This is a genomic window from Bacillus sp. FSL R5-0585 (genome assembly GCF_038004545.1).
Classification (GTDB): Bacteria; Bacillota; Bacilli; order Bacillales; family Bacillaceae_G; genus Bacillus_A; species Bacillus_A cereus.
Genome location: NZ_JBBORJ010000001.1, coordinates 3,156,124 through 3,180,261, shown reverse-complemented (window position 1 = coordinate 3,180,261; position 24,138 = coordinate 3,156,124). Strand labels below are relative to the sequence as shown.

Below are 24,138 nucleotides of genomic sequence, written 5' to 3'. Positions count from 1 at the left end.
TTTGAACGATAAAGATAATAGAATTTCATCCAACACTTAAGACTCAAAAATGTCCATTACAGCCGTTCTTAAAAATTTTAAGATAATATGTTTATCAATGTTCTTATTCTGAAGATTGAAGCGCTTAATATTTACGTTATAAGTGCATAACAAGTTATAATAAAAGAAATCAATAAGGAGGCTGGCTGTGAAGAATCTTCGTTATCTCAATATATTTACCATATTAATTATATACACACTACTTATGTTTTACATCGGCTGGAACGGATGGGTTTGGCTTCATGCGGTATTTGGCTGGGAATCTTGGGGATATTATGCTTTTATAGTCGCATTTATTTCATATGCGTACATTCTCGTGCAAGTGTTTAAGTTTTTGCCATTTCTACGAACGATCGGTTCAATTTGGTTCGCGGTCATACAATACGCGCTTATGTTGTTGCCATTAGCTAATATTATGGTCTTTCTTTTACAGTTTTTAGTAGAGAAAGAAGCGGCAATTATTTGGACAGGGGCGGCTGTGATAGCTGCATTTATCTTTATCTTTGCGTATGGAGTATTTAATGCGTATAGTCCGGTAGTAAGAAAGTACGAGGTGCACATACCGAAAAAGGTAGAGGGGCGTAAAAGTTTACGCATTGCGATGGCTTCTGATATGCATTTCGGTAAACTGTCTGGCGTTTCGCATTTGAAAAGGCTTGTTCGTCATGTAAATGAAATGGAGCCTGATATTATTTTACTGCCAGGTGATATTATCGATGATCATCCAGGTGTGTTCATTCAAAAAAATATGGGACATATTATGAAACAAATGACAGCTCCACTAGGCGTATATGGTGTGTTAGGAAATCACGAATATTACGGACGAGCAGTTCCAGAATTTTTACAAGAGATGGATAAGATCGATATTCGTATTTTGTTAGATGAAGTGATCACCATTGAAGATGCCTTTTATCTCGTTGGAAGAAGAGATAAAACAGAACGAGACCGCCAAAGTTTTGAAAATCTTATGAGTACGGTAGATAAAACGATGCCAGTTATCGCAATGGATCACCAACCCTTTGAGTTAAAACAAGCAGCGGATGCTGGCGTAGATTTACTATTATCCGGTCACACGCACCGCGGACAAATGGCACCAAACCATATTGTAACGAGAAGAATGTACGAACTAGACTGGGGATACGTACAAAAAGGTGCATTCCATGCAATTGTTTCTTCTGGATTTGGATTTTGGGGACCACCGCTTAGACTTGGTAGTAGGTCGGAGATTGTGCAGGTTGAGGTTACGTTTGAATAGGTGTTATGAAATAGAGAGCTGATGGCTCTCTATTTTTTCAATAAAAACAAATAACAATAAATATTTATGTTGGTGCTAATTTCATAAAAGAGATAAGATTATAAGACTCGATTAAAATAAAGGGGGATTGTAAGTGATCATATCAGATGTACTATACGGAGAATTTGAAGTGGATCAAGTAGTAGAAGAATTAATTTCAAGTGAGTCTATGCAAAGACTAAAGGGAATTCATCAAAATGGCGCAAGTTACTTAGTGAACGAGAAATGGAATGTAACGCGCTTTGATCATTCAGTTGGTGTTATGTTATTAGTTAAAAAACTAGGTGGTTCAGTAGAAGAACAGATCGCTAGTTTACTGCATGACGTATCGCATACTGCCTTTTCCCACGTGATTGATTACGTTTTTGATAATGAAGATGAAAGTTATCATGAAGAGATATTTAGTTCTGTTGTGAAAAACTCAGAAATTCCAGCGATCCTTGCGAAGCATGGTTATAACTATGAAGATATTTTATTAGATGATTCGAAGTGGACATTACTGGAAAGGTTAGCGCCCGAATTATGCGCAGATCGAGTAGATTATACGTTACGAGATATGTATACATACGGATATATTTCTTTAGAAGAGGTTCATAGATTTTTAGAGGATATTATCGCAGTAGAGGGGAAAATGGTTGTTCAAAGTGTCGAAATGGCAGAATGGTTTACAGAAACGTATTACAAAGAAGTAATTGATTTCTTTATGAAACCAATGAATATTTACGGAAACGATATGTTAGCGAAAACGTTAAAGTTATCTCTTCATAAAAAGGTTATTCATGCAGATGATTTTCTTCTTGAAGATGAGGAGCTTATTTCGAAATTGCAGCAATGTAATGATTCAGAAGTCCATGCTTTATTAAGAAAAGTTCATCCCAATGTAAAAGTAAAAGAAGATAGAGACGATTACGATTTGTATCAGAAAAATAAAGTCCGTCTTATTGATCCTCCGTTACTTCGTGAAGGTGAAGTTATTCCAGCATCTGTTGTGTCAGAAAACATAAGACAGATGAGTGATATTGCTTATGAAAAAGCGGTGAGAGGGATGTATGTGAAAGTGATTTCGAATTAAAAAAGAAGTAGCGCATCGTTTTTAGAGCGCTACTTCTTTTTTATTAATGATCAAACCAATTCCAAATCTCAATATCTCCAAGAGTCGCATAACGTACGTGCGGGGAGTTTTGTAATTTTAATAACTCTTTCGATGGGCCAGTAATAACAATTCCGTATACTTTTACACCGTTTTCCTTTACATATTGATAACGTTTATCTAAGTTTAGTTCTTTCTCAGAAAGCGCTGCTATTTTGCTTACCGTTTTTTTATGGATAGAAAGGATGCGCATCATTTCGGTTACTTTGTCTTCTTGCGTTTTCTGCCCGTCAGTTTCATTAGCGAGGAATCTTACATGTTCTGGAAATCCTATAGCTTCTCCGCCATGTAGGATATAGTCATCTACATTTTTTCTTTCTTGTCCTGTATCTAAAGCATACCATAAAGGAGTTGGAGGGAGTTCTTGTGCCTCAAATATGCTATATAAAAGCGGTTCTAATTCTTTTAAAGTGTAAGCTTTATCAAAAGAAATTGCTACTTCTGCAACGGTTCCATCATGTACTTTTGCAAGTGTATCCCATACTTTTTTTGATGAATCCTTTAAATAATCACCCTGCTCTGTTTTTGGATGAACAAAGAAGAGTTTTGGTTGATAGAACGGATTCATCCAAGTTCGCTTCGTGATATCTACAGATGATAAGAAGCTTTTTGTTTCTATTGTACCGAGGGGCATTTCTTTTTTACCGACGGTTCGTACTAAATCAAATTGGCTATTCGTACGGAAAAAAGCTTCTACACTTGTTCCGCCTCCCATAACACGGCTATTTGGGATCGTTGCTTCAAGTGCAAGCGAAGGAACCTCTCTAATTTCTTCTAGCCTTTTATCATTATTAGCTTGAAAATAAAAGGCTGATAATACCCCGCCGATTATATAGATAACGATGCAAATTGATAATATAAAACCAAACGTTTGTAAACGATGTTTCCACTTAATTCTCCAAAAAGGAATTTTAAGATTTTTTGGAGGTAACTTTTTCTTAATTGGTTCTGTTTTTGTTAACAGCTCATCTAAGTAAGCTTCACACGCTTCACATGACTCAATATGACTTTCTAACAGTTCTTGTTCATCATGCGTGAGCGTTCCATTTTCATACTTCTTCCATAGTTTTTTAAATTCTGTACAACCCATCCGTATCACTCCTTTATGCTTTTCGTGTCTTTCCGTCCCCTGTGTAATTCAATTTTCACTTTCGCTAATGAGAGACCAGTCATTTCTGCTATTTCCTTATAGGAGAATCCATAGTAATCTCGTAGTAGTAGGACATTTCGTCTTTCGAGCGGAAGAGCGTATAAACTGTCTAACCAACTAGCAATCTCATGTTTTACGAAATATTCATGTTCTGTACTTGGCACGTTTGGTAAATGGAATTCTTCCACTGTAGTTGTTTTATACTTTTTTTCTTTTCGATATCAATCGATAAAGGCATTGTAGGCAATTGTAAATAACCACGGCCTAATTTCTTCTCCTTTATAATAGTCAATATGGACGAGCATTCGGTAAAATGTTTCTTGCATGAGATCTTCCGCATAGTGGGAATCTCCGGTTAGGGAGAGAAGATAGCGAAATAAATCTTGCATATGCTCTGAGTAAATTTCTTCTAATGATTGTTTGCGTTTCACTACATTTCCCTCCCTTCATATATAACAACGAAATACATATAAAAAAGTTACAATTTTTTATGGAATTATAGTAAAAAACGTCAAGAATTGGATTGCGTTCTCTTTTATCATAATACATATAAGGCGGGTGAACAGAGATGGAAAGCTATGAAACACAAATTCAAAGGTCAATTGATTATATTGAGGAAGATGTAATGGAAAAACAAACGCTGCGTAATTTAGCGAGGGTTGCAGGTTTTTCTGAGTCGCATTTTCATCGTGTATTTCAGGCGTTAGTAGGTGATACAGTAATGGAGTATGTTCGAAAGAGGAGGTTAGCCCGGGCAGCTTATCAACTTTCTCATACGGATGAAAAAGTTATTGATATCGCGTTTGAACATGGCTTTCAATCTCACGAAACGTTCACGAGAGCCTTTAAAAAATTATTTAAAATGACACCGAGTGAATATCGAAAACAAGAAATCGAAACACCGATGTATTACAGAGTGAATGTAAAGCAAAGAAAATTAAATCCGTATTTAGGGGGCATACAAATGGAATATCGTATTGTAAATAAACCAGAATTTTTAGTGGCGGGTTATGAATTGAAGACGACAAGTAAAGAAGGGAAAAACCATCAAGACATTCCAGCATTTTGGCAAGAATATTTACAAAAAGATCTTGGGACAACAATTCCGAATCGTAAAGATACGAGCCAATGGGTAGAGCTTGGATTATGTACTGATTTTAATTTAGAAACAGGGGACTTCACTTACATTATCGGAATGGAAGTTACAGACTTTGAAAATGTACCAAATGAAATTGCAAAGCGTACTTTCCCGGCAGCAACATATGCAGTATTTACAACGCCGAAAGTTCCTCATAAAGAAATGGTATCGTCTATTCACCAAACTTGGAATGCAGTATTCTCAGAATGGTTTCCGCATTCAGGGTATGAACATTGCGGAGTTACAGAGTTTGAACTGTACGATGAGCGTTGCCACGAAGATAAGAGTGAGTTTGCACAAGTAGAGCTTTGGATACCGGTGAAGAAAAAATAATAAGGTAAGGGCGAATCATTGGGAGATGGTTCGCTTTTTTTATAAGTGGATTGTTAAATTTGTATTGTGTTATCTGTAATACATATGAAAATGGTAAAATAAAACAGCAATTAAATATTGCGGGTGGAAGGTTATGCCCTTTCTTCATTTGGTGAAGAAAGGAGGTGTAATCGTATGGAATTTCTTTTGCAAATTTTGTTGGAAATCACAAAAACTATAGCTAGAGAAGGTATAGTTTTGGGATTTAAGAAATTAACGGCAAAAAAGCGCAAAAAGAAGACCACCCGTCTGCCTGCGAAGCGTGGGAAGTCTTCTAAGCGCAAATAAGCTTTAGTTGCAACCTTCCACCTTGCGGTAATTAGTTGCAGTGACGGGGTGTTGGAAGCACCTCGTCTACTTCATTTTATGCAAAACTTAGTTAGTTTATACTTCTATTTATAGTATAACAGTTTAGAAATGTATTTGTTAATAGTTTTATTTTTACTTTGTATAGTAGGGAGGTAGGTTAGTATTGTCGGTTTTTGTCGGTAAGTCGATATATCTAGAAAATCGCTGATATAATTCGAGTTGCGCTGATATATTCAAAAAATCGCCGATATAATTTCATATACCGCTAAAACACCTCAAAAAAACGATCCACATAATTTCAATTACCGCAAAACTCTCCCAGAAAAGAAAAAAAGACGCCACATAGCGTCTTTCCTACGAACGAAACGGAAACACAAGAATAATCGTCGTTCCTTTTCCGAGTGCACTATCAACGGAAATTGTCCCGTTATGAGCATGAACGAGCTGTTTTGTAATGGCTAGGCCAAGTCCAGTTCCAATGTTGCTTTCTTCTGTGTTTGTTCCGCGGTAATATCGTTCAAATAGAAGTTCTTTCGTTTTTTCATCCATTCCTTTTCCATCATCTGAAATGGAGAGTGTAAAGGAATTAGCGTTTTGTGATAATTTTACGATGACAGTAGTTGTTTCATTATTATGTTTTACAGCATTTACGAGTAAGTTTTCGATAATACGCTGGAACCATTTTTCTTCAATGAAATATTGAATTTTATTTGAGCTCGGTACGAATTCAATATTTTGATTTTGGAGTGTTGGATTGTTAATAAATTGCAATAACACTTTTTGAACGAACTGATTGATTTCAACGTTTACGTGTTGGGCAGGAAGGCTGTTATTTTTTAATTGATACGTTAAGCTTAAATCATCAATTAATGTCGTCATATATTGAGATTTCTCTTTCATAACACTACCAAATTGCTGAATATCACGATCAGTCCAGTTATATTGATTCGATTCGAGTAATAATGCGTAGCCATATATAGAGCTAAGTGGTGTTTTTAAGTCGTGTGTTAGACCGGTAATCCATTCTTCTCGTGTTTGCTGGAGGACTTGCCTCATCGCATCATTTTTTTTGAGTGTAATAGAAAGGTGTTCTAGTGAACTTGTTACATCTCTAAACAAACGGAATGACCATTTTTCTTTACCAGATCGCCGGAACCTGACGGGTTTTCCTTTTTTACTAATAGGTTCTTCATACTTTCCACCAGCGATATTTTTAAGCCAGCGCATCGCATGTAATAACGGTTTCCCGAATTTATTACCGTACCAAATAGAAAGAATGACTAAATAAACAAATACGATAAGAAGGATTAATCCGCATCCGATGAGAAACTTCTTAGTAAATACATCTTCAATTTCGTCATCTGGATAGTAGTGCTCATTTTTTGCAGTTACAACGAGAAGGTTGCCACTATTTGCATCGTAAAAGCTAGACGTGTTTTCTTTATGATTCCACGGCTCTTTTTCATTAAGGGCAATTTGTATCGCTGAAAATGTTTTTTTCTTTCCAGCTGGATAGGCAAAAACCTCATCGCCATTTTGATTAAATATTTGAAGTGCTGCTTTTTCTTTAGACAGTAACTGTTTTTCTTGATCTGTTAATGTGAACGAGTCCATCGTTAAAGAGGAGTGATCCTTTTGAATTGCTGTCAGTAACGCATTGCTTTTTAACATACCACCATAAATAACAAGTACTTTCTTTTCTTCTAATTCAATTTCCCAATATGTAAATTTATAATTACTTTCGATATGATGTTGTATATATGCGACTAAAGATGTCTTCGTATAAGCATTCGGAACATCATTTGGTGTATTAAAGTGGTAGAGGATTTTTCCGTTTTCATCTACAACTTGGAGCCAATCATTTTTCTCCTTTATTAAATCTTGCACTTCAGATTGTAACGAAATATGCCCATCTTCTGAAGAGATGTATCTTGAAATTGTAAAACTATCAGAATCTGGAATGTTAGGTTCGTATAAAGTACTAGTAAGAAGAAAAATTAAATAAGTAAAAGCAGCAACTACAGCGATAAGTAGTGTAACTAAAACAAAAACGTGTTGCATGATAAATTGAATAATAAGTCGTTTATTAAAATTCATATCGTCACCCTACTTTGTAACGAACTTATAACCAAGCCCGCGAACGGTTTTTATATATTCTGGTTTACTTGGATCGTGTTCAATTTTTTCACGTAGTTTTCGAATGTGGACCATAACAGTATTGTCATCGCCATTATAGGCAGGTGCTCCCCAAACTTTTTCATATATTTCCTCTTTCGAAAATACGTAGTTCGGATTCTCGCAAAAGAAGAGTAGTAGTTGAAAGAGTTGAGCAGAACATTCGACAATGTGCCCATCTACTGTTAGTTCTGCAGAGTGCTGATCAATTTCAAATCTTCCAAATGAAATTGAGTGTGGTTTTTGTTCGTGTGGTACGGTTTGTTTCATATGTCTCCGAAGCTGTGCTTTCATACGTGCTACTACTTCTAATGGATTAAATGGTTTCGTAATATAATCATCTGCACCGTATGAAAATCCGGATATTTTATCTAAATCAGATGCTTTTGCTGAGAGGAAGAAAATTGGACAATCTGTTTGTTGGCGAATGATTGGACAAATATCAAAACCAGATTGTCCAGGAAGCATTACATCTAAAATAATTAAATCGTAATTGTTTTGCTTAGTTAGAGATAAAGCTATTTCAGCTGATGTTGCAGTTGTAATATGAGAAAAGCCTTCTTTTTCAAGAATGGTAGTTAGTAATTGTAAAATTGCTGTTTCATCATCAACGAGTAAAATATTTGCTTGGTACATAAACATCCCTCCTAATTTTCTCGAATATCATATCATCATTTTGTAACTTATGGAATTTTTAAGGAAATTTTAAGGTTTTCTTTCGCAAAAAATTAAGAATCAAATGATATGATAAAAGTAACATAGGGGAGGAGATGAGTGTGAACCCGTTTCAAGTGATGCGAGCTAGATATTTTTTAATTGTATTTGCACTATTAATTTTAATAGCGAGAAGTAGTGGCGATTTGCTAACAAGTATATTTCATATACAAAATTCTTCTTTTATAAATATCCTTATATTCTATATCCTTCCGATGGTATGGATTTCTTATGAGTATAGAAAGCACCACATTTCATTTTCATTATTTGTTAATAAAAATGAAACATTTAACTTGGTACAAGTTTTATACATTACGGTTATGTTATGCATGTTTAGTTACGGGTATCTTATTTTGTATATGTATAGTTTTGCATGGATTACACCGGACTTTATTATGAACGCCCTGCATGAACCAATTGTAGATAGTACTGGGGGATATGTATCTCAAGTCATTAGGGTCGTATTCATCGCACCAATTATCGGGGAATTTGTTTTTCGCGGATTTTTACTTCAACGTTTTGCAACAAAATGGGGAACGAGCATAGCGACCATCGTTGTAGCAATATTGTTTGCGTTGTTACATGTTGATTTCCTCGGTGCAGCCATATTCAGCATCGTATTATCAATCGTATATATTCGTACGAAAAGTTTACTCATGCCAATTGCAATACATATGTTAAACAATGCATTTGTAATAGGTGCGTCTTTTCTAATAAGTAGAGAAAAAATTATGAGTTTTGCCGATTTCTCAAGTTATACGACATTCTTTCCTGGACTTATTATTTTTATAACAGGATTAAACTTAGTACTTATCTTTTTATTTGTTAATCGCAAATATTGGAGTAAAGAAGTGCCAGTTATATATGCAGAGCAGAAAAAGAGCTTTTCAGATGTAGTCGGGAGTAAATAAGATGAAGAAGACGGTTGAAAAAATATTAAAAGACATTATAGATTCTACGTCTATTACAGGTATGTGTGATAGAAGTGTTTGTCATTGGCTTCAACCTGTAGTAGATACGATTGTGTTTCCAGAGTATTACGTATTTTCTAGTACTCATTTAAAAGAAAATATTATTTCTCTTCTTATTGTGTTCGGGGTTTTACTAATATTTGGTCTAATTGTAGAAGAAATGATGAAGCGCATCTTCAAAAAGAATGAAGAGAAGTATATGTGGATTCATAAAGTATTCGAGAAAGTAATGGTGGCTTTCCTTTTGTTTTATGGTATGAAAACAATCATTTACTTTATAGCTTTGAAACATCATTAATTCGAAATTTGAAAGGGATGTATAAAATTATATGAATGAAACGATATCATCAAATAAGTTTTTTTATTTGATTTTACTTAGTCTAGTGTTAATAACGACAGTGAATGTTATTTTGCGCTGGGAGGAAGCTTATTTTTTCATGTATTTAGCGCTCCATTTGTTGGGGATTTTATGTATAAGTGGTGGAGTCGTTACTGAAAAAAAGAATGAAGAAAGCGTTAACTATATGTGTGTGATCGGTCTTGTTTTACTTTTAGCTGCACAGGGTATTATGAAATATAGTTCTTTCTCTTTACAAGATTTTAGTTTATTAATAGATGTACTTCCTTAAAGAGGCTTTTTATGTTATCTAAAAAGCAAGTAGGGTACGTGCTGGTTTGTAAGTGCGATTCTTATTCTGGATTATGAACCGAAGAAAGTGTTTAAAGGTAGGTAAAACTCTTCTTATGTAGAAGAGTTTTTTTATGTAAATAAAAAGATCCAGAGCAATTCACATAATAAGCTTGTTCTAATTTAGCGTGTACGAACTTACAATAATAATAGACAGGCAGCATAGAGGAGGGAATAGCGTGAGGAAGGTTATCGGTTGGTCGCTTTTTTTGTACGTTGGATTTGCGTTACTTATATATTGGTATTTATTTGGATGGAATCATGAACTTATTCCGGACATGTATAAGGGAACGAGTGCAGATCCAGAAACGTTTATGAGTACGAGAGAGCTTACGCTAAGCCAAGATTATTCGCGCGTGAAAAATTTACTATATTTTTTAGCGACGCCTCTTGAATGGATTATTTTATTATTTGTACTTGTGCTAGGTATTTCAAGAAAGTTTGAGAAATGGTCGAAGGAAACGACTAAAATAAGTGTTTTGCAAGTTGCGATTTATTTCTTTTATTTATCATTATTGACAACAGTGCTTGCCTTACCGATGCAATGGATTGGCCGGAAAGTGTCCGTTGATTACGGCATTTCAACGCAAAGTACACAAAGCTGGATAAAAGATCATGTTATCGGTTTTTGGGAAAGTTATGCGACTATGTTAATCGTAGTTACCGTTCTATTATGGCTTATCCGTAAATTTCCGAAGAGATGGTGGCTCGCAGGATGGGCGCTCTCTGTTCCATTTACAATCTTTTTAACATTCATACAGCCTGTCGTTATTGATCCGCTTTATAACGACTTCTCGACGCTGAAAAATAAAGAATTAGAAACGAAAATTTTAGCGATAGCAGACAAAGCGGATATTCCTGCTAAACACGTATATGAAGTAAATATGTCAGAAAAAACGAATGCATTAAATGCTTACGTAACAGGAATTGGCCCTAACGCCCGTATTGTAATGTGGGATACAACGCTTAAACAGTTAAAAGATAAAGAGATTTTATTTATAATGGCCCATGAAATGGGGCATTACGTTATGAAACATATATATTTTGGCGTTGCAAGTTATGTATTGCTATCGTTTATAGGTATGTTTTTAATTAGTCGTATTATAAATATGTGTATTCGCAAATGGGGAGATACATTGCAAATTTCAAAAGTAGCATGTTTCTCCATTTTACCTTTATTTTTCTTAATTTCTTCTGTCCTCTCTTTTGCAGCACAACCAGCAACAAACTATGTTTCACGTATAGAAGAAAGAGCGGCAGATCAATATGCTTTAAATATGACGAAGGACGGGAAATCTGGTGTGAAAACTTTTCAATATTTATCAAAAACAAGTTTAAGTCAAGTAAATCCGCCTGCGTTAGTAAAATTTTTCTTATACACGCACCCACCAATTTTTGAAAGAATTCATACGTTTGAACAATATGAGAAACAAAGCAAAAAGGAGTAGCATGATAGCTACTTCTTTTTTTATAGGGATATAAGTTTGATATTGGGAATATTTATCATTGCTTTTTATTGCGTTTTTGTAAATAATAAGCTATAAAATTCTAAAAATCTATATATAAAGGAATAAAGGTGGAAAAATGTATTTTTTACAAAATTTAAAAGTGAAATATAAATTATTAGCGCTTATTTCATTAGCAGTTTTAGGTATGGTAATTATGAGCAGTGTAGCAATTAGTTCTATTAATAAGATTAAGCACGATACAGAAGTTGTAGTAGATGATTATCAAAATTCTGCAATTTTATTAGAAGGAATGCTTCGTAAACAAAATTCACTAGAATATAATCTACTAGAATTAATTACGGTATCACAAAATGAAGTGGCAAATAAAGAGGGAATAATTAATAATATTGAAAAGGATCTTAAAAAATATGATTCTTTATTAAAAGAATATGATGATGGCGTTAATTTAAGTAAGCAAGAGGATGAACTATTTCAGAAGATGAAGAAATCTTTGCCAAGTTATAAAGATACATATAAAAAATTATTTGAAAAGGCGAAGGCAACAAATGAGCCACAAATGGTAAATGAATTTCAGAAGGAATTAAAGCCGAAGGGAATAGAGTTAGCTGGTTATGCAGTGGATCTAGAATCGTATGTTTCAAATTTAGCTGACCAAGTATTTAAAGATTCTCAAAAAATGATTGATCGTTCCGTTATTACCTTTATCATTCTTGTAGTAGTTACTACAATCGTTATATGTATAGTAAGTTATATTATTAGCAAGCTTATAGTTGCCCCTTTACAAACGGTTAGTCGTATGATGGAAAGAGCGAAAGAAGGAGATTTAACCGTACATGGTGATTATACTGCTAAGGATGAATTAGGTGTATTAGTAAGTAATTTTAACGAGATGATTGCAGGGCTAAGAACAAATATGCAAGAAGTAGAGAATAATATTCAGCTTTTATTCCAACATGCAGACGGAGTAGTATCTGCATCAGAAGTATCTAGTAGTGCAGCGAAGAAAATCACTATGGATATTGAAGAAGTTGCAAATGGTGCAGAGAGTCAAATGCAAGCAATGGAACAAACTGCGGGTGCGATGGAAGAGTTGACACAAGGAATGCAGAGTATAGTCAATACATCATCCTCTGTAAATGAATTATCTGCTCAATCAGCGTTAGATGCAGAGAGTGGTAACAAATTAATGAAACAAATGATTCAACAGATGGATACAATCCAAAATTCGGTACATAGCGGTGTGAAACAAGTAGAGACTATGAAAGAACAATCAGAAGAAATTGTTAAAATCATTGATGTAATGCAAGGTATTACCTCCCAGATTAACTTATTAGCATTAAACGCCGCAATTGAGGCTGCACGTGCTGGTGAAAGTGGTAGAGGATTTGCAATTGTGGCAGATGAAGTGCGGAAATTAGCAGAACAATCTAGTGATTCTGCAAAACAAATTGAGAATCTTATTACTCAAGTTATGGGAACAACGAACCATACGGTACATATGATGGGGAAAGTAGATAATGAGGTACAGGCAGGTACACAAGTAGTAATGCATACAGAAAAAGTATTTGGAACAATTACAGAAAAAGTACAGCAAGTATCTGAGCAAATTCAAACGGTATCTATGTCTACAGATGAAATTGCAGCGAGTAGTGAGGAAATCTCGGCTTCTGCAGAAGACATGGCTCAAATTTCCCAAAGATCATCTGACCGAACTGATAGGGTAAAAGAGTCTATTCAACAGCAAGAAAAATCTGTTCAAGAGATTTCGGTTTCAATTGAACATATGCATAACGCAGCAGGAAAATTAAAACAAATAGTTGCCCAATTTACTCTTCAAAAGTAGTAGCATATTTGAGTGTTAATAAATATAAAAAATCATCCTCTTTTAAGAAAAAAGGATGATTTTTTTATCCCGTTATTTGCTGGGCAGTAAGACCCCCACCTCAAAATTCAGCGAAAGCGAGTTATCAGTGAAGGGGGATGCTACCTCTGAAATATAAACCATGAATATAGTAATCTCCATTAGGCATCTCCTTTAGGTGCCAATAAAGGGAAGTTATAAAGTGAAAAGGAGTTTATAAAGAGATTGTAGAATGTTTTAGTATATAACACCTTAGATGTGACAACTTCCTTTTTGAAAAAGAAAGAAGGGGGTATAAAGCAGAAAGGTAGTGGAAATATTTCTTCTAGAAGATTTGCATTTTATCTTACATTCACAAAAAAATAGTACTCCTGAAACAATGAAGTTCATTTTATTTGAATGAAATAGGGAGAGAGGATAATGAAGAAAAAAATATTGGGTGTAATGATGATTGCGACAATGGCAGGAGGTATATTTGCAGGGGCGAATGTGACACCTGTAAAAGCGGAAGAGTATCCACAAATGATTGTGTTTGAAGATGTTCCATACGGATTTTGGGCATATGATGCTATTATGGATTTAGCGTATCATAAAGTTATATTAGGGTATGGAAACGGGAAGTATGGTGTTGGCGATCTTATAACACGTGAACAAGTAGCTGGGACTATTTACAGAACACTTGAGATAAAAGAAGAAGGGCCAGTAGGGAATCCATATAAAGATGTTTCTGATAGTACAACCACTTTTAAAAAGGAAATTTTAGCGTTAACAAAACGTGGTGTTTTTTCAGGGGATGGCCAAGGGAATTTTAGGCCGAAAGCACCAATCTCTAGAGCGGAAATGGCTGTCATTTTAAAACGAGCATTTCATTTTGAAACGAAACAAAAACATACATTTAAAGATATTCCAAAAGGCCACTGGGCAGAAGACGCAATTAGTGCGTTACAATCTAATAATGTTGTGAGAGGAACTGGGAATGACATGTATGAATTAAATCGCCCTGTACCTAGAGAACAATATGCTCAGTTTATTAATAATGCGATTATTAATTATCATTTGAAAGAGGATTGGAAGTAGAGTGAAATATGAAAGCACAAATAGAAAAATTTGTGCTTTTTTGTTTGTTTAAAAAAGAATTATTATTCGTATTTATGTATTTTTATGGTTATAAACAAGCTTTATAATCAACCCGATGAAAAAGACATGATGTGTAATATGATTCACAAAACCGTCACGAAATGTGTCGGAAAATATATTGTCACTATACCATTTATTCTGTATATTTTTAAAAAAACATATACATATTGGGGAGATAATTTGATGAGCAAAAAATTATTAAAAACAGCTACAGCATTAACAATTATGGGTGGGGTGTTATTCTCAGCAGAGAGTAATAGTGTAAAAGCGGAAAGTGCACCGTTGCAAAAAGCAAATACAATTGTATTTAAAGATGTACCAAAAGGACATTGGGCATATGAGGCAATTCATGAATTAGCGGAACAAGAAATTATTTTAGGATATGGCGATGGAATATTCGGTTTTGGGGATAATGTAACACGTGAGCAAGTTGCAGCTTTAATTTACCGTGTGTTTGATATGGAAGAACAAGATGAATATGAAAACCCATATGGAGATATTGATGAAAATTCAACAAGCTTTATCGAGGAGATATTGGCTTTAACGGAAATGGGAATTTTCCAGGGAGACGAGAATGGAAACTTTAGACCGAAGGCGACGTTAACGCGTGCGGAAATGGCACAAGTTCTTACGAATGCTTTTGACTTACAGACAAAGGGGTCTCATAACTTTAATGATGTTTCAGCAAATTCATGGGCAACGAATGCAATTAGTGCATTACAAACAAATGGTATTACAATGGGAATCGGAGAAGGTAAATTCGGTCCGTCTATGAAGGTAACGAGAGAACAATACGCACAGTTTTTACATAGAGCAATATTGCATGATATGGAACAAGGGCAGTAATAAAGTTTAACTAGTCAAAGTGAAATTCAAAAATAATACAAAAAGGTCGTTGTTGTATAACAGCGGCCTTTTTTGTATGAAATAAAGCGCGAAAGAATGGCGTTTTGAAAAAAAACGAAATGAATTTTCAAAAAAAACTTCCTTTTCTGAAGATTTGTTATATAATATAAAACATGAAATCAAATCTGTTATAAAACAGTTTAAGAAGGGGATGCTAATATGTCGACGCAAACTTCACGGGTTACACTCGTTGGAGAAATGTTACCAGCGTACAACGAAATATTGACACCTGAGGTGCTTAGTTTTTTGAAGGAACTACATGAGAATTTTAATGAGCGCCGCATAGAACTTTTACAAAAACGTGTAGAAAAACAAAAGAGAATTGATGCAGGGGAGTTTCCGAAGTTTCTAGAAGAAACAAAACACATACGTGAAGCGGATTGGACAATTGCCAAGCTGCCAAAAGACTTAGAGGATCGCCGCGTAGAGATTACTGGACCGGTAGATAGAAAGATGGTCATTAACGCTTTAAATTCAGGAGCGCATCTTTTTATGGCGGATTTTGAAGATTCGAATTCACCAACTTGGGAAAACGCAGTTGAAGGTCAAATCAATTTACGAGATGCAGTAAAGGGAACGATTTCACATGAAAATGATAAAGGGAAAGAATATAGATTAAATGAGAAAACAGCTGTACTCATTGTACGTCCAAGAGGATGGCATTTAGAGGAAAAGCATATGCAAGTTGATGGGAAAAATATGTCGGGTAGTTTAGTAGACTTCGGCTTGTACTTTTTCCATAATGCGAAAGCTCTTTTAGCAAAAGGGAGCGGCCCATACTTTTACTTACCGAAAATGGAAAGTTATTTAGAAGCGAGATTATGGAATGATGTATTCGTATTTGCTCAAAAATATATCGGCATTCCAAATGGAACGATTAAAGCAACTGTGTTACTGGAAACGATTCACGCTTCGTTTGAAATGGATGAAATTTTGTATGAGCTAAAAGATCATTCTGCTGGTTTAAACTGCGGAAGATGGGATTATATTTTTAGCTTTTTAAAGAGTTTCCGTAATCATAATAAATTCTTACTACCAGATAGAGCACAAGTCACGATGACGGCGCCATTTATGCGTTCGTATTCTTTGAAAGTAATTCAAACATGTCACCGCCGTAATGCACCAGCAATTGGAGGAATGGCGGCACAAATTCCGATTAAAAATAATCCAGAAGCAAATGAAGCAGCTTTTGAAAAAGTGCGTGCTGATAAGGAACGCGAAGCTTTAGACGGTCATGACGGGACTTGGGTTGCCCACCCTGGACTTGTACCGGTTGCAATGGAAGTGTTTAATCACATTATGAAAACACCAAATCAAATTTTTAGAAAACGTGAAGAAATATGTGTAACAGAAAACGATTTACTAGAGGTACCGGTGGGAACGATTACAGAAGAGGGCCTTCGCATGAATATTAGCGTAGGTATTCAATATATTGCATCTTGGTTAAGCGGACGGGGAGCAGCACCCATTTATAATTTAATGGAAGATGCGGCAACAGCTGAAATTTCAAGAGCACAAGTATGGCAATGGATTCGTCATGAAGGTGGAAAACTAAATGATGGTCGTAATATTACGCTTGAATTAATGGAAGAGCTAAAAGAAGAAGAATTAGCAAAAATAGAAAGAGAGATTGGTAAGGAAGCCTTTAAGAAAGGGAGATTCCAAGAGGCGACAACGTTGTTTACAAATCTCGTTCGAAATGATGAATTCGTACCATTTTTAACATTACCGGGTTATGAAATTTTATAAAAAACGAAAAGGGGATGGAACAAATGAAAAACGAAAGAATCGAGAAGTTGCAAGAAAGCTGGGAATTAGATGAGCGTTGGAAAGGGATCACACGTCCATATTCGGCAGAAGATGTAATTCGCCTGCGCGGGTCAATTGATATTGAACATACGTTAGCGCGTCGCGGTGCTGAGAAGCTTTGGACATCGCTTCATACAGAAGACTATATTAACGCACTTGGCGCATTAACAGGAAACCAAGCGATGCAACAAGTAAAAGCTGGGTTAAAAGCGATTTACTTAAGTGGTTGGCAAGTAGCAGCTGATGCAAACCTTTCTGGACATATGTATCCAGACCAAAGTTTATATCCAGCGAACAGCGTACCTGCTGTAGTAAAACGAATTAATCAAACGCTTCAACGTGCGGACCAAATTCAGCATATGGAAGGAAGCGATGATACAGACTATTTCGTACCGATTGTAGCAGATGCAGAAGCTGGATTTGGTGGGCAATTAAATGTATTCGAACTGATGAAAGGTATGATTGAAGCAGGTGCATCAGGTGTGCATTTTGAAGATCAATTATCTTCAGAGAAAAAATGTGGCCATTTAGGTGGAAAAGTACTACTACCAACGCAAACAGCAGTACGCAATTTAATTTCTGCACGCCTAGCAGCAGATGTAATGGGAGTGCCGACAATTATCGTTGCAAGAACAGATGCGGATGCAGCTGATTTAATTACGAGCGATATCGATCCTGTTGATAAAGCATTTATTACAGGAGAAAGAACACCAGAAGGGTTTTACCGTACGAATGCAGGTCTTGATCAAGCAATTGCGCGCGGTTTAGCGTATGCACCGTACGCAGACCTCGTTTGGTGTGAAACGTCAGAACCAAATTTAGAAGATGCAAAACGATTTGCGGACGCAATTCATAAGGAGCATCCAGGGAAGCTACTTGCATATAACTGCTCACCTTCATTCAACTGGAAACAAAAACTAGATGAAAAAACAATTGCAAGCTTCCAAAAGGAAATCGCATCTTACGGTTACAAGTTCCAATTCGTAACACTTGCTGGATTCCATTCATTAAATTACGGTATGTTTGAACTAGCACGTGGCTATAAAGAGCGCGGCATGGCAGCATACTCTGAACTACAACAAGCAGAATTCGCAGCTGAAAAACACGGATACTCTGCAACACGTCATCAACGCGAAGTAGGAACAGGTTACTTTGATGAAGTGGCACAAGTGATTACAGGCGGAACTTCATCAACGACAGCGTTAAAAGGATCTACAGAAGAAGCACAGTTTACGAAATAAAAGGAAGGGGCACCTTTTTGAAAGGTGCCCCTTGTTATTTTCTAAACGATTCGAAAAGAGAGATTGAGTTGTCGGCAAAAAACGATACTAACTTTTCTTTATTACTAAATCAACTCCACTCAGCCCTATGATCACGAATAAACTTCATATCTTTCTCATAATGCTCTAGATGTCCTTCATCGATCATTCTTTGGAAATTCAAGTCGCCTTCTTGCGCTTTTCGTTTCATATATGTACATAACCCTTCTAATCGAAGCAACACCATTCCTAAGTAATCTTCATCCATATTTTTATCATAGGACTGAACGAACAAATTCACTCTCTCTTTAATACGATCTGCATGTTGCGATGAGTCATAATGAACGGCTTCACCGGATTCAGTATAATACACTCTACTTAAAGGCACACAAGTATAGAGTGTATAAGCGATATCCCATAGTCTTGGACCAGGAGCAGCAACATCGAAATCAATAATCCCTACTGGCTTCTCATTATTAAAAATAATGTTATATATGGCAAAATCATTGTGACATAAAACCTCAATGTTATTTGGAGTATGATCCATCGGTTTCCAATCAGCTAATAACGGAAAATCACTTACAGCATCATGGTAAAGGCGGAGCATCTTTGCTATTTCTTTTAATACATCATTAGATCGCATATATTCTTTTAAAGGATAATTGCCAGCTTCTCCTTCAATAAAGGATAAAATCTCTCTATCCTTTTCATCTACACCTAAAAACTTTGGAGCATAATGAAATCCTTTGTTTTCTAAATGTTGCAATAGCTTATGAATCTTTTCACTGCCTGGCTTTAACTCTCGCCGAACAGTATTTTCAGAACGATATACGCTTGAGACGTTTCCCCCTGTTAGCTTTTCTTCGTTATCGTAGTTTGACATGTGAAAATTCCCCCTGTGATTAAAAAATCCAATTCCAAATAGTGAATAGACCAACAACGGCAGAAAAGAGAAGGGAAGCAAGCAATGCTAGACAGCCAAAAGGAACTAGCTTATCTTTCCATGTTTCTTTATACTCATAAATTAACTCCTCTGTTACTTTCTTCTGCACTGAAGATAAAGGTTGATCTTTATACAAACCTTTTATATGGTTAGAATCGCCTTTAAACTTTAAAGCACGTGCAATATGATGAGGACTATTTCCCATTGATTTTTCAAATAATAAACATGATTCATGCATAATATCTGTTTTATGCTCCTCTAGATACCAGTAACGTCCAGCCATTTCTGGATATTGTAATTTATAATAAATATCTCCGAGTTGTTTTCGAAGATGTAATTCATTTGGGTATGTAAAGATGAGGCCATGCAATCTATCTCTTGCTTTTCCAAGATTATTATTTTCAATATCCTCTTCAATTCTTTTTAATGTTTTTCTAGGAATTTTATTGGTCATAAACTCCTCCTTATTTAGAATAGAGATAATTATATTTTATAAGAAATACTAAAAATTAGAAATTCTATTTTCGAAAAAGATTGTACATTTTATTTTAATGTGCTATGATGATGTCAGTTGAATAGTTAAATTAAGCAATCCATATGTTATCAAGTGCTGAAAACGAACGAGAAAAAGTATGTGAGAACTAGTTTATGTTTCGTATTTGATAATGTGTGGATTCTTTTTTTAGACAGGAAGACTAAAAAATTTAAAATTTGTATTTTCTTAGGAGGAAATAATTATGGCAGTAACAGGACAAGTAAAATGGTTTAACAACGAAAAAGGTTTCGGTTTCATCGAAGTTCCAGGCGAAAACGACGTATTCGTACACTTCTCAGCAATCGAAACTGACGGTTTCAAATCTCTAGAAGAAGGTCAAAAAGTTAGCTTCGAAATCGAAGAAGGTAACCGTGGACCTCAAGCTAAAAACGTAATCAAACTATAATTTTATAGTTGATGATGGAAAAAAGGATGGCTAATGCCATCCTTTTTTTGTTGAGGAGAAAGTTTTTCCAGAGCCTGTTTTTATATGTAAATCTTTTTTTTATGTTACAACTGGTAAAAAAATATCTGGAATGCGTATTAGTTTCTGTAGAAGAATTAGTTCAGCAAGAGCATTTGCTGCGTATGATAGTAAATAACTATAAATTTGTATTCTCTGTTGAAATAGGGAAATCTTTTCCAGATAGACCTTGAGTAACATCTTTTTTGTTAGCGTTGTTGTTGGAATTTTGTACGTTTTGAGATGATGTTTCTAACAGTTGTTCTTGTTCCTTACTAGGGGTATTCAGAGCATCTGAGGGAATGCTATTAACCTGCTGATTTAATGGATTTTCTTTATCCATAGTATACAACTCCTTTGTAGAATTCGATAAAAAGCAATGTAATTATAAATAGCTACTTATATATATTGTGTTTTTGAATGACATTATATACAAAACTTATATTACAAAGTTAACTAATTAACGAATTGTTAGTGATGGATAAAGATGTACAAATTTTAATTTTTTAACAAAAATTAAAAGCAGGTAACAAGTACAAATACTCTTTCTCATGTTTTATATAAGGATCATATTACAAATCAAAAAAGATGTAGAGAACCTTGGAAGAAAATATAGTCGTTTTTTAGGGGGAAGAAGAATAAATAAAATGATACTACGAATGTAAAAAGGCATTCCATAAAGGAAGGCCTTTTATTGTTCTTGCCCTGATTTTTTCTTCTCACGTTTTTTACATTCTGGACATTTTGATTTACGAAACGGTTTGGCAAAGAATAGCAGAATGAAAAATAAACCGAATATAATACTAGCTGAGTTTTTCACGATAATGACGCTACTATTTTTCATTTGAATCGATGGTTGGAGCTCTTTTTCTTCCATAGTGGCCCTCCATATATTGGATTTACATTTTAATTATAGCAAAGTTAGTTGTTGTAATGATGTGAAATGAGGAATGGATAATAAATATTTATAGGTAGTATAAATGCTGTTTTTACAACTTTAAAATTAATTAATTTCTATATTGTGATTTTATTGTTTAACAAATGTTTGATAAATGATAAAAAATTGTAAAAAAGCGGAACTTGTAAGCTATTTCCTTTTCATAGATGCTAAAATTATATATGCAGCTGCTAATATAAATGGAAAAAAGGAGATAATGGAGTATGGAAAGTAAAGTGGAACGCTATGTCGAAAATTATGTTGTAACGAAAAATACGATGGCCTTACTTCCTGTTATTCTAAGTGAAAAGAAAATTGTTACGCGAGTCGTTGAAATGAATGATTCTTTTTTCGTATTTCAAAAACCTCTAGATATTATAGAAAGAAGTTGCCGCAAGCATGGCTCTAGTTTCTTAGGCAGAAAAGAAGGAACGAAAGAGTTAACTCATATTACACATAAAGCACCGATTGCGATTAGTCCAGCAGATCAACTTTATTTTTTCCCTACCTATTCTTACTCTAGAAAAGAGTGCGCTTGGTTGTCTCATTTTTATATTGAAAGTAATAAAGAATTAGAAGATGGAAATCTTATTATTAGATTTATAAATGGCTTTGCTGTGAAATTAGAGATATCAAAAACTAGTTTTGAAAATCAACAAAATCGTACAGCGAAATTACGTACTGAATATGAAGATCGTAGGAAAAAACAAGGGAATCCTTGTTTTAAAGAAATTGATAAAAGTGAAGAATCAACATTAAGACCAGCTTATGAGAAAGTGTATGTTGTTAGAGAAGAAGAAGTGTAATATAGAAAAAGCTGCCTCTAGAATGTTGCCTTAAGTGGCATTCTAGGACAGCTTTTTTTGCTATTTAAATATTAATAAGTTTCTTCCTTACGGGCAGCATCCATCATAATGAAGATAGCTGATAAAATATGCAAAATCATTCCTACAAACGGAATCCATGCAAGGCAAGAAGTTACAATTCCTAGCACATTACCGTTAGCACTCATATTAACTTTTTTAGCCAATACTAAAGTAACGATATGTAATACTAGCATGAAAAGAAGTGGTAACCAAAGTAAAGAAACAACAATAGTTCCTCCGAGTACAGGTATTCCCAGTAAAGCCTCTAAGGCACCAGTAACCCATTTTAATAATTTTACTGTGTCTTTCAAAGTATTTCCTCCTAAAAACATAAAATAAATATATTGCGATATTTAGTATAACAGATTTATGTTGTTATTTTAATAAAAAATGTAAAAAATACTATTTTTTTATATTTAAATAAATTATTTGTAATATACTATTTTTGAAGAGATATAAGGATATTGTTGGATAGGGTGTTATTAATATGTAATATATTGTCAAATATTGATAGATTATCATAGCTAAATAATGAAGGAATTCTTATGAAAGATATGGAAACTTTAATAAATACATCTCCATATGTCGTATCTACCATTTCCTCTTTCATATAAGCAATGATACAGTAGGGATAGTATTTAGAGTAAAGGGGTAAAGTGTAGAATGGATTTTCAGACAATCAAAGAGTATTTTTCACCAGAAAATATGGATCATATTGTTGAGAGTTATAAAGCGTTCGGACCACTTCTTGGTATTGGTTTACCGATGATAGAGGCGTTGATTCCAGCATTACCGCTTATTGTATTTGTACTGGCGAATGCTGTTGCATTTGGCTTTTGGCTCGGTTTTCTTTATTCATGGCTTGGATCAGTAATGGGTGCATTACTTGTCTTTTTCATCATCCGCCATTTTGGTCGCAGTCGTTTCTTTTCGTTTGTAAATAAGCATGAGAGAGTACGAAAAGCAATGGGGTGGATTGAAAGGAAAGGATTCGCACCGATTTTTGTTATATTTTGTTTTCCGTTTACACCGTCAGCGCTCATAAATGTTGTCGCTGGTTTATCCCGAATCAGTGTAAAACAGTTTGGTCTAGCGTTAGCATTCGGAAAACTTGTGATGATTTTTATTTTAACGTATATCGGTCATGATTTAATGTCATTTATTCATAATCCGGTGAAATCAGTTATTGTAGCGATTGGTATTTTTATTTTATGGTATGTCGGTAAGAAAATCGAAGTAAAGTTAGAACTACATTAAGAATAGTCTTCTTTGTAAAGGAAAGCTTCAGTATTAAAGGATAAGGGGAGAAGCAGATGAAGAAAACTTTGAAAAAAGAAGGCATGGAGTGGATACGAACAATTTTAATTGGTGTATTATTAGCTGTATTTTTTCGAACGTTTTTCTTTTCAACGTATGTTGTAGAGGGGAAGTCAATGATGCCGACATTGCAAGATGGCAATATGCTAGTTGTAAATAAGGTGAGTTATCAAGTTGGGGACTTGAACAGATTTGACGTTGTGGTATTTCATGCGAATAAAAAAGAGGACTATGTAAAGCGGATTATCGGTTTACCTGGAGATCATATTGAATATAAGCAGGATAAGTTATATATAAACGGTCAATTTATTGATGAGCCGTATTTAGAGAAGTATAAGAAAGAGATAAACGGAAGGCAACTAACAGGCGACTTTACATTAGAAGAGTTAACGAAAGAAAAACTGGTGCCACCCGGGTTTATTTTTGTAGTAGGTGATAACCGGCTCGGGAGCTGGGATAGTAGACACTTTGGCTTTGTAAAAGCTGATACAGTTGTCGGTAAAGTTGATTTGCGATATTGGCCAATTCAAGAGGTGCAAACGAATTTTTCAAAAGGTTGATATAATGAAGTAGAAGTATAGAAAAGACAAACAACTCAGTTTGTCTTTTTTCGTGTACTATAATACAATTATAGTA

The 24,138-nt window shown here is 34.8% G+C and carries 25 protein-coding genes and 3 pseudogenes; 18 read left to right on the top strand and 10 right to left on the bottom strand.

Translation table 11 applies throughout. The features are described 5' to 3' along the window. Positions 1 to 39: 39 nt before the first annotated feature. Positions 40 to 153 (bottom strand): annotated as a pseudogene (locus MKY38_RS16345) (TetR family transcriptional regulator); the annotation flags it as partial. Positions 154 to 187: 34 nt separating this feature from the next. On the opposite strand from MKY38_RS16345, the gene MKY38_RS16340 reads away from it, so the two are divergent. Both MKY38_RS16340 and MKY38_RS16335 read left to right on the top strand, forming a co-directional pair. After that, positions 188 to 1,294 carry a metallophosphoesterase gene (locus tag MKY38_RS16340; protein ID WP_341049164.1) on the top strand — a complete coding sequence of 369 codons (1,107 nt, stop codon included), beginning with the start codon at positions 188 to 190 and terminating at the stop codon, positions 1,292 to 1,294. Positions 1,295 to 1,427: 133 nt separating this feature from the next. Next, positions 1,428 to 2,405: an HD domain-containing protein gene (locus MKY38_RS16335; RefSeq protein ID WP_070179939.1), complete on the top strand. Its 978-nt coding sequence runs from the start codon at positions 1,428 to 1,430 to the stop codon at positions 2,403 to 2,405. A 43-nt stretch (positions 2,406 to 2,448) separates the two neighbouring features. On the opposite strand, the gene MKY38_RS16330 is transcribed toward MKY38_RS16335, so the two are convergent. Then, positions 2,449 to 3,573, bottom strand: coding sequence for an anti-sigma factor (locus MKY38_RS16330; protein ID WP_065223844.1), 1,125 nt, complete (start codon positions 3,571 to 3,573; stop codon positions 2,449 to 2,451). Between the two features lie 5 nt (positions 3,574 to 3,578). Then, a pseudogene (locus MKY38_RS16325) lies at positions 3,579 to 4,064 on the bottom strand (RNA polymerase sigma factor). A 137-nt stretch (positions 4,065 to 4,201) separates the two neighbouring features. Here MKY38_RS16325 and MKY38_RS16320 point away from each other — a divergent pair. Then, complete coding sequence (locus MKY38_RS16320) at positions 4,202 to 5,104, top strand: AraC family transcriptional regulator (RefSeq protein ID WP_070179941.1); 903 nt, start codon at positions 4,202 to 4,204, stop codon at positions 5,102 to 5,104. A gap of 174 nt (positions 5,105 to 5,278) precedes the next feature. Then, a complete protein-coding gene (locus tag MKY38_RS16315; protein ID WP_000394945.1) occupies positions 5,279 to 5,431 on the top strand; it encodes a hypothetical protein in 153 nt (50 codons plus the stop codon). A 375-nt stretch (positions 5,432 to 5,806) separates the two neighbouring features. Here MKY38_RS16315 and MKY38_RS16310 read toward each other — a convergent pair whose 3' ends face one another. Both MKY38_RS16310 and MKY38_RS16305 read right to left on the bottom strand, forming a co-directional pair. After that, positions 5,807 to 7,549: a sensor histidine kinase gene (locus MKY38_RS16310; RefSeq protein ID WP_070179943.1), complete on the bottom strand. Its 1,743-nt coding sequence runs from the start codon at positions 7,547 to 7,549 to the stop codon at positions 5,807 to 5,809. Positions 7,550 to 7,558: 9 nt separating this feature from the next. Beyond that, entirely contained in the window at positions 7,559 to 8,263 is a 705-nt protein-coding gene (locus MKY38_RS16305; RefSeq protein ID WP_000283864.1) for a response regulator transcription factor, read from the bottom strand. A gap of 140 nt (positions 8,264 to 8,403) precedes the next feature. Here MKY38_RS16305 and MKY38_RS16300 point away from each other — a divergent pair, with 140 nt between their 5' ends. The 10 genes and pseudogenes from MKY38_RS16300 (at position 8,404) to aceA (ending at position 18,423) form a co-directional block, all read left to right on the top strand. Continuing rightward, complete coding sequence (locus MKY38_RS16300) at positions 8,404 to 9,252, top strand: CPBP family intramembrane glutamic endopeptidase (RefSeq protein ID WP_001067988.1); 849 nt, start codon at positions 8,404 to 8,406, stop codon at positions 9,250 to 9,252. 1 nt (position 9,253) lies between these two features. Beyond that, complete coding sequence (locus MKY38_RS16295; RefSeq protein ID WP_341049163.1) at positions 9,254 to 9,610, top strand: hypothetical protein; 357 nt, start codon at positions 9,254 to 9,256, stop codon at positions 9,608 to 9,610. A gap of 31 nt (positions 9,611 to 9,641) precedes the next feature. Continuing rightward, entirely contained in the window at positions 9,642 to 9,941 is a 300-nt protein-coding gene (locus tag MKY38_RS16290; protein WP_341049162.1) for a hypothetical protein, read from the top strand. Between the two features lie 238 nt (positions 9,942 to 10,179). After that, positions 10,180 to 11,448, top strand: a complete 1,269-nt coding sequence (locus MKY38_RS16285) for a M48 family metallopeptidase (RefSeq protein ID WP_001233329.1) — start codon at positions 10,180 to 10,182, stop codon at positions 11,446 to 11,448. A gap of 136 nt (positions 11,449 to 11,584) precedes the next feature. Next, positions 11,585 to 12,364 (top strand): annotated as a pseudogene (locus tag MKY38_RS29330) (MCP four helix bundle domain-containing protein); the annotation flags it as partial. Then, positions 12,359 to 13,312, top strand: a complete 954-nt coding sequence (locus tag MKY38_RS29325; RefSeq protein WP_409194079.1) for a methyl-accepting chemotaxis protein — start codon at positions 12,359 to 12,361, stop codon at positions 13,310 to 13,312. The pseudogene MKY38_RS29330 and the gene MKY38_RS29325, both read left to right, overlap by 6 nt. 438 nt (positions 13,313 to 13,750) lie before the next feature. Continuing rightward, positions 13,751 to 14,407, top strand: coding sequence for an S-layer homology domain-containing protein (locus tag MKY38_RS16275; RefSeq protein WP_065223850.1), 657 nt, complete (start codon positions 13,751 to 13,753; stop codon positions 14,405 to 14,407). A gap of 138 nt (positions 14,408 to 14,545) precedes the next feature. Then, complete coding sequence (locus tag MKY38_RS16270; RefSeq protein WP_114555789.1) at positions 14,546 to 15,313, top strand: S-layer homology domain-containing protein; 768 nt, start codon at positions 14,546 to 14,548, stop codon at positions 15,311 to 15,313. 219 nt (positions 15,314 to 15,532) lie between these two features. After that, the gene (gene aceB / locus MKY38_RS16265) at positions 15,533 to 17,122 is read left to right on the top strand and encodes a malate synthase A (protein WP_000107345.1); all 1,590 of its coding nucleotides are present in this window, start codon (positions 15,533 to 15,535) and stop codon (positions 17,120 to 17,122) included. A gap of 23 nt (positions 17,123 to 17,145) precedes the next feature. After that, the gene (gene aceA / locus MKY38_RS16260) at positions 17,146 to 18,423 is read left to right on the top strand and encodes an isocitrate lyase (protein ID WP_000787346.1); all 1,278 of its coding nucleotides are present in this window, start codon (positions 17,146 to 17,148) and stop codon (positions 18,421 to 18,423) included. Positions 18,424 to 18,532: 109 nt separating this feature from the next. Here aceA and MKY38_RS16255 read toward each other — a convergent pair whose 3' ends face one another. Next, complete coding sequence (locus MKY38_RS16255; protein ID WP_070179946.1) at positions 18,533 to 19,324, bottom strand: phosphotransferase; 792 nt, start codon at positions 19,322 to 19,324, stop codon at positions 18,533 to 18,535. A 19-nt stretch (positions 19,325 to 19,343) separates the two neighbouring features. Continuing rightward, positions 19,344 to 19,838 (bottom strand): DUF6584 family protein, encoded by a 495-nt coding sequence (locus MKY38_RS16250; protein WP_070179947.1) that lies wholly within the window; start codon positions 19,836 to 19,838, stop codon positions 19,344 to 19,346. Between the two features lie 283 nt (positions 19,839 to 20,121). On the opposite strand from MKY38_RS16250, the gene cspA reads away from it, so the two are divergent. Further along, the gene (gene cspA, locus MKY38_RS16245; RefSeq protein ID WP_000301519.1) at positions 20,122 to 20,325 is read left to right on the top strand and encodes an RNA chaperone/antiterminator CspA; all 204 of its coding nucleotides are present in this window, start codon (positions 20,122 to 20,124) and stop codon (positions 20,323 to 20,325) included. Positions 20,326 to 20,521: 196 nt separating this feature from the next. Here cspA and MKY38_RS16240 read toward each other — a convergent pair whose 3' ends face one another. Next, on the bottom strand, positions 20,522 to 20,725 hold the full coding sequence (locus MKY38_RS16240) for a hypothetical protein (RefSeq protein ID WP_000356922.1): 204 nt from the start codon (positions 20,723 to 20,725) through the stop codon (positions 20,522 to 20,524). Positions 20,726 to 21,073: 348 nt separating this feature from the next. Further along, on the bottom strand, positions 21,074 to 21,259 hold the full coding sequence (locus tag MKY38_RS16235) for a hypothetical protein (protein WP_070179948.1): 186 nt from the start codon (positions 21,257 to 21,259) through the stop codon (positions 21,074 to 21,076). 284 nt (positions 21,260 to 21,543) lie between these two features. On the opposite strand from MKY38_RS16235, the gene MKY38_RS16230 reads away from it, so the two are divergent. Next, positions 21,544 to 22,125 carry a competence protein ComK gene (locus MKY38_RS16230; protein WP_065223855.1) on the top strand — a complete coding sequence of 194 codons (582 nt, stop codon included), beginning with the start codon at positions 21,544 to 21,546 and terminating at the stop codon, positions 22,123 to 22,125. Between the two features lie 71 nt (positions 22,126 to 22,196). Here the strand turns inward: MKY38_RS16230 and MKY38_RS16225 are convergent, their stop codons facing one another. Continuing rightward, positions 22,197 to 22,496 carry a hypothetical protein gene (locus MKY38_RS16225; protein ID WP_080476084.1) on the bottom strand — a complete coding sequence of 100 codons (300 nt, stop codon included), beginning with the start codon at positions 22,494 to 22,496 and terminating at the stop codon, positions 22,197 to 22,199. 352 nt (positions 22,497 to 22,848) lie between these two features. Between MKY38_RS16225 and MKY38_RS16220 the strand changes: the two genes are divergently transcribed. Both MKY38_RS16220 and lepB read left to right on the top strand, forming a co-directional pair. Further along, positions 22,849 to 23,442 carry a TVP38/TMEM64 family protein gene (locus tag MKY38_RS16220; RefSeq protein WP_000347517.1) on the top strand — a complete coding sequence of 198 codons (594 nt, stop codon included), beginning with the start codon at positions 22,849 to 22,851 and terminating at the stop codon, positions 23,440 to 23,442. A 56-nt stretch (positions 23,443 to 23,498) separates the two neighbouring features. Next, positions 23,499 to 24,062, top strand: a complete 564-nt coding sequence (gene lepB / locus MKY38_RS16215) for a signal peptidase I (protein WP_000751919.1) — start codon at positions 23,499 to 23,501, stop codon at positions 24,060 to 24,062. Positions 24,063 to 24,138 lie beyond the last annotated feature (76 nt).

What these genes read in the sequence shown, in the direction of transcription:
- MKY38_RS16330 (WP_065223844.1), bottom strand. Translation starts at nt 3,573, where the DNA reads ATGGGTTGTACAGAATTTAAAAAACTATGGAAGAAGTATGAAAATGGA.
- MKY38_RS16320 (WP_070179941.1), top strand. Translation starts at nt 4,202, where the DNA reads ATGGAAAGCTATGAAACACAAATTCAAAGGTCAATTGATTATATTGAG.
- MKY38_RS16315 (WP_000394945.1), top strand. Translation starts at nt 5,279, where the DNA reads ATGGAATTTCTTTTGCAAATTTTGTTGGAAATCACAAAAACTATAGCT.
- MKY38_RS16310 (WP_070179943.1), bottom strand. Translation starts at nt 7,549, where the DNA reads ATGAATTTTAATAAACGACTTATTATTCAATTTATCATGCAACACGTT.
- MKY38_RS16305 (WP_000283864.1), bottom strand. Translation starts at nt 8,263, where the DNA reads ATGTACCAAGCAAATATTTTACTCGTTGATGATGAAACAGCAATTTTA.
- MKY38_RS16295 (WP_341049163.1), top strand. Translation starts at nt 9,254, where the DNA reads ATGAAGAAGACGGTTGAAAAAATATTAAAAGACATTATAGATTCTACG.
- MKY38_RS16290 (WP_341049162.1), top strand. Translation starts at nt 9,642, where the DNA reads ATGAATGAAACGATATCATCAAATAAGTTTTTTTATTTGATTTTACTT.
- MKY38_RS29325 (WP_409194079.1), top strand. Translation starts at nt 12,359, where the DNA reads ATGATTGCAGGGCTAAGAACAAATATGCAAGAAGTAGAGAATAATATT.
- MKY38_RS16275 (WP_065223850.1), top strand. Translation starts at nt 13,751, where the DNA reads ATGAAGAAAAAAATATTGGGTGTAATGATGATTGCGACAATGGCAGGA.
- MKY38_RS16270 (WP_114555789.1), top strand. Translation starts at nt 14,546, where the DNA reads ATGATTCACAAAACCGTCACGAAATGTGTCGGAAAATATATTGTCACT.
- aceB (WP_000107345.1), top strand. Translation starts at nt 15,533, where the DNA reads ATGTCGACGCAAACTTCACGGGTTACACTCGTTGGAGAAATGTTACCA.
- aceA (WP_000787346.1), top strand. Translation starts at nt 17,146, where the DNA reads ATGAAAAACGAAAGAATCGAGAAGTTGCAAGAAAGCTGGGAATTAGAT.
- MKY38_RS16255 (WP_070179946.1), bottom strand. Translation starts at nt 19,324, where the DNA reads ATGTCAAACTACGATAACGAAGAAAAGCTAACAGGGGGAAACGTCTCA.
- MKY38_RS16250 (WP_070179947.1), bottom strand. Translation starts at nt 19,838, where the DNA reads ATGACCAATAAAATTCCTAGAAAAACATTAAAAAGAATTGAAGAGGAT.
- cspA (WP_000301519.1), top strand. Translation starts at nt 20,122, where the DNA reads ATGGCAGTAACAGGACAAGTAAAATGGTTTAACAACGAAAAAGGTTTC.
- MKY38_RS16240 (WP_000356922.1), bottom strand. Translation starts at nt 20,725, where the DNA reads ATGGATAAAGAAAATCCATTAAATCAGCAGGTTAATAGCATTCCCTCA.
- MKY38_RS16235 (WP_070179948.1), bottom strand. Translation starts at nt 21,259, where the DNA reads ATGGAAGAAAAAGAGCTCCAACCATCGATTCAAATGAAAAATAGTAGC.
- MKY38_RS16230 (WP_065223855.1), top strand. Translation starts at nt 21,544, where the DNA reads ATGGAAAGTAAAGTGGAACGCTATGTCGAAAATTATGTTGTAACGAAA.
- MKY38_RS16220 (WP_000347517.1), top strand. Translation starts at nt 22,849, where the DNA reads ATGGATTTTCAGACAATCAAAGAGTATTTTTCACCAGAAAATATGGAT.
- lepB (WP_000751919.1), top strand. Translation starts at nt 23,499, where the DNA reads ATGAAGAAAACTTTGAAAAAAGAAGGCATGGAGTGGATACGAACAATT.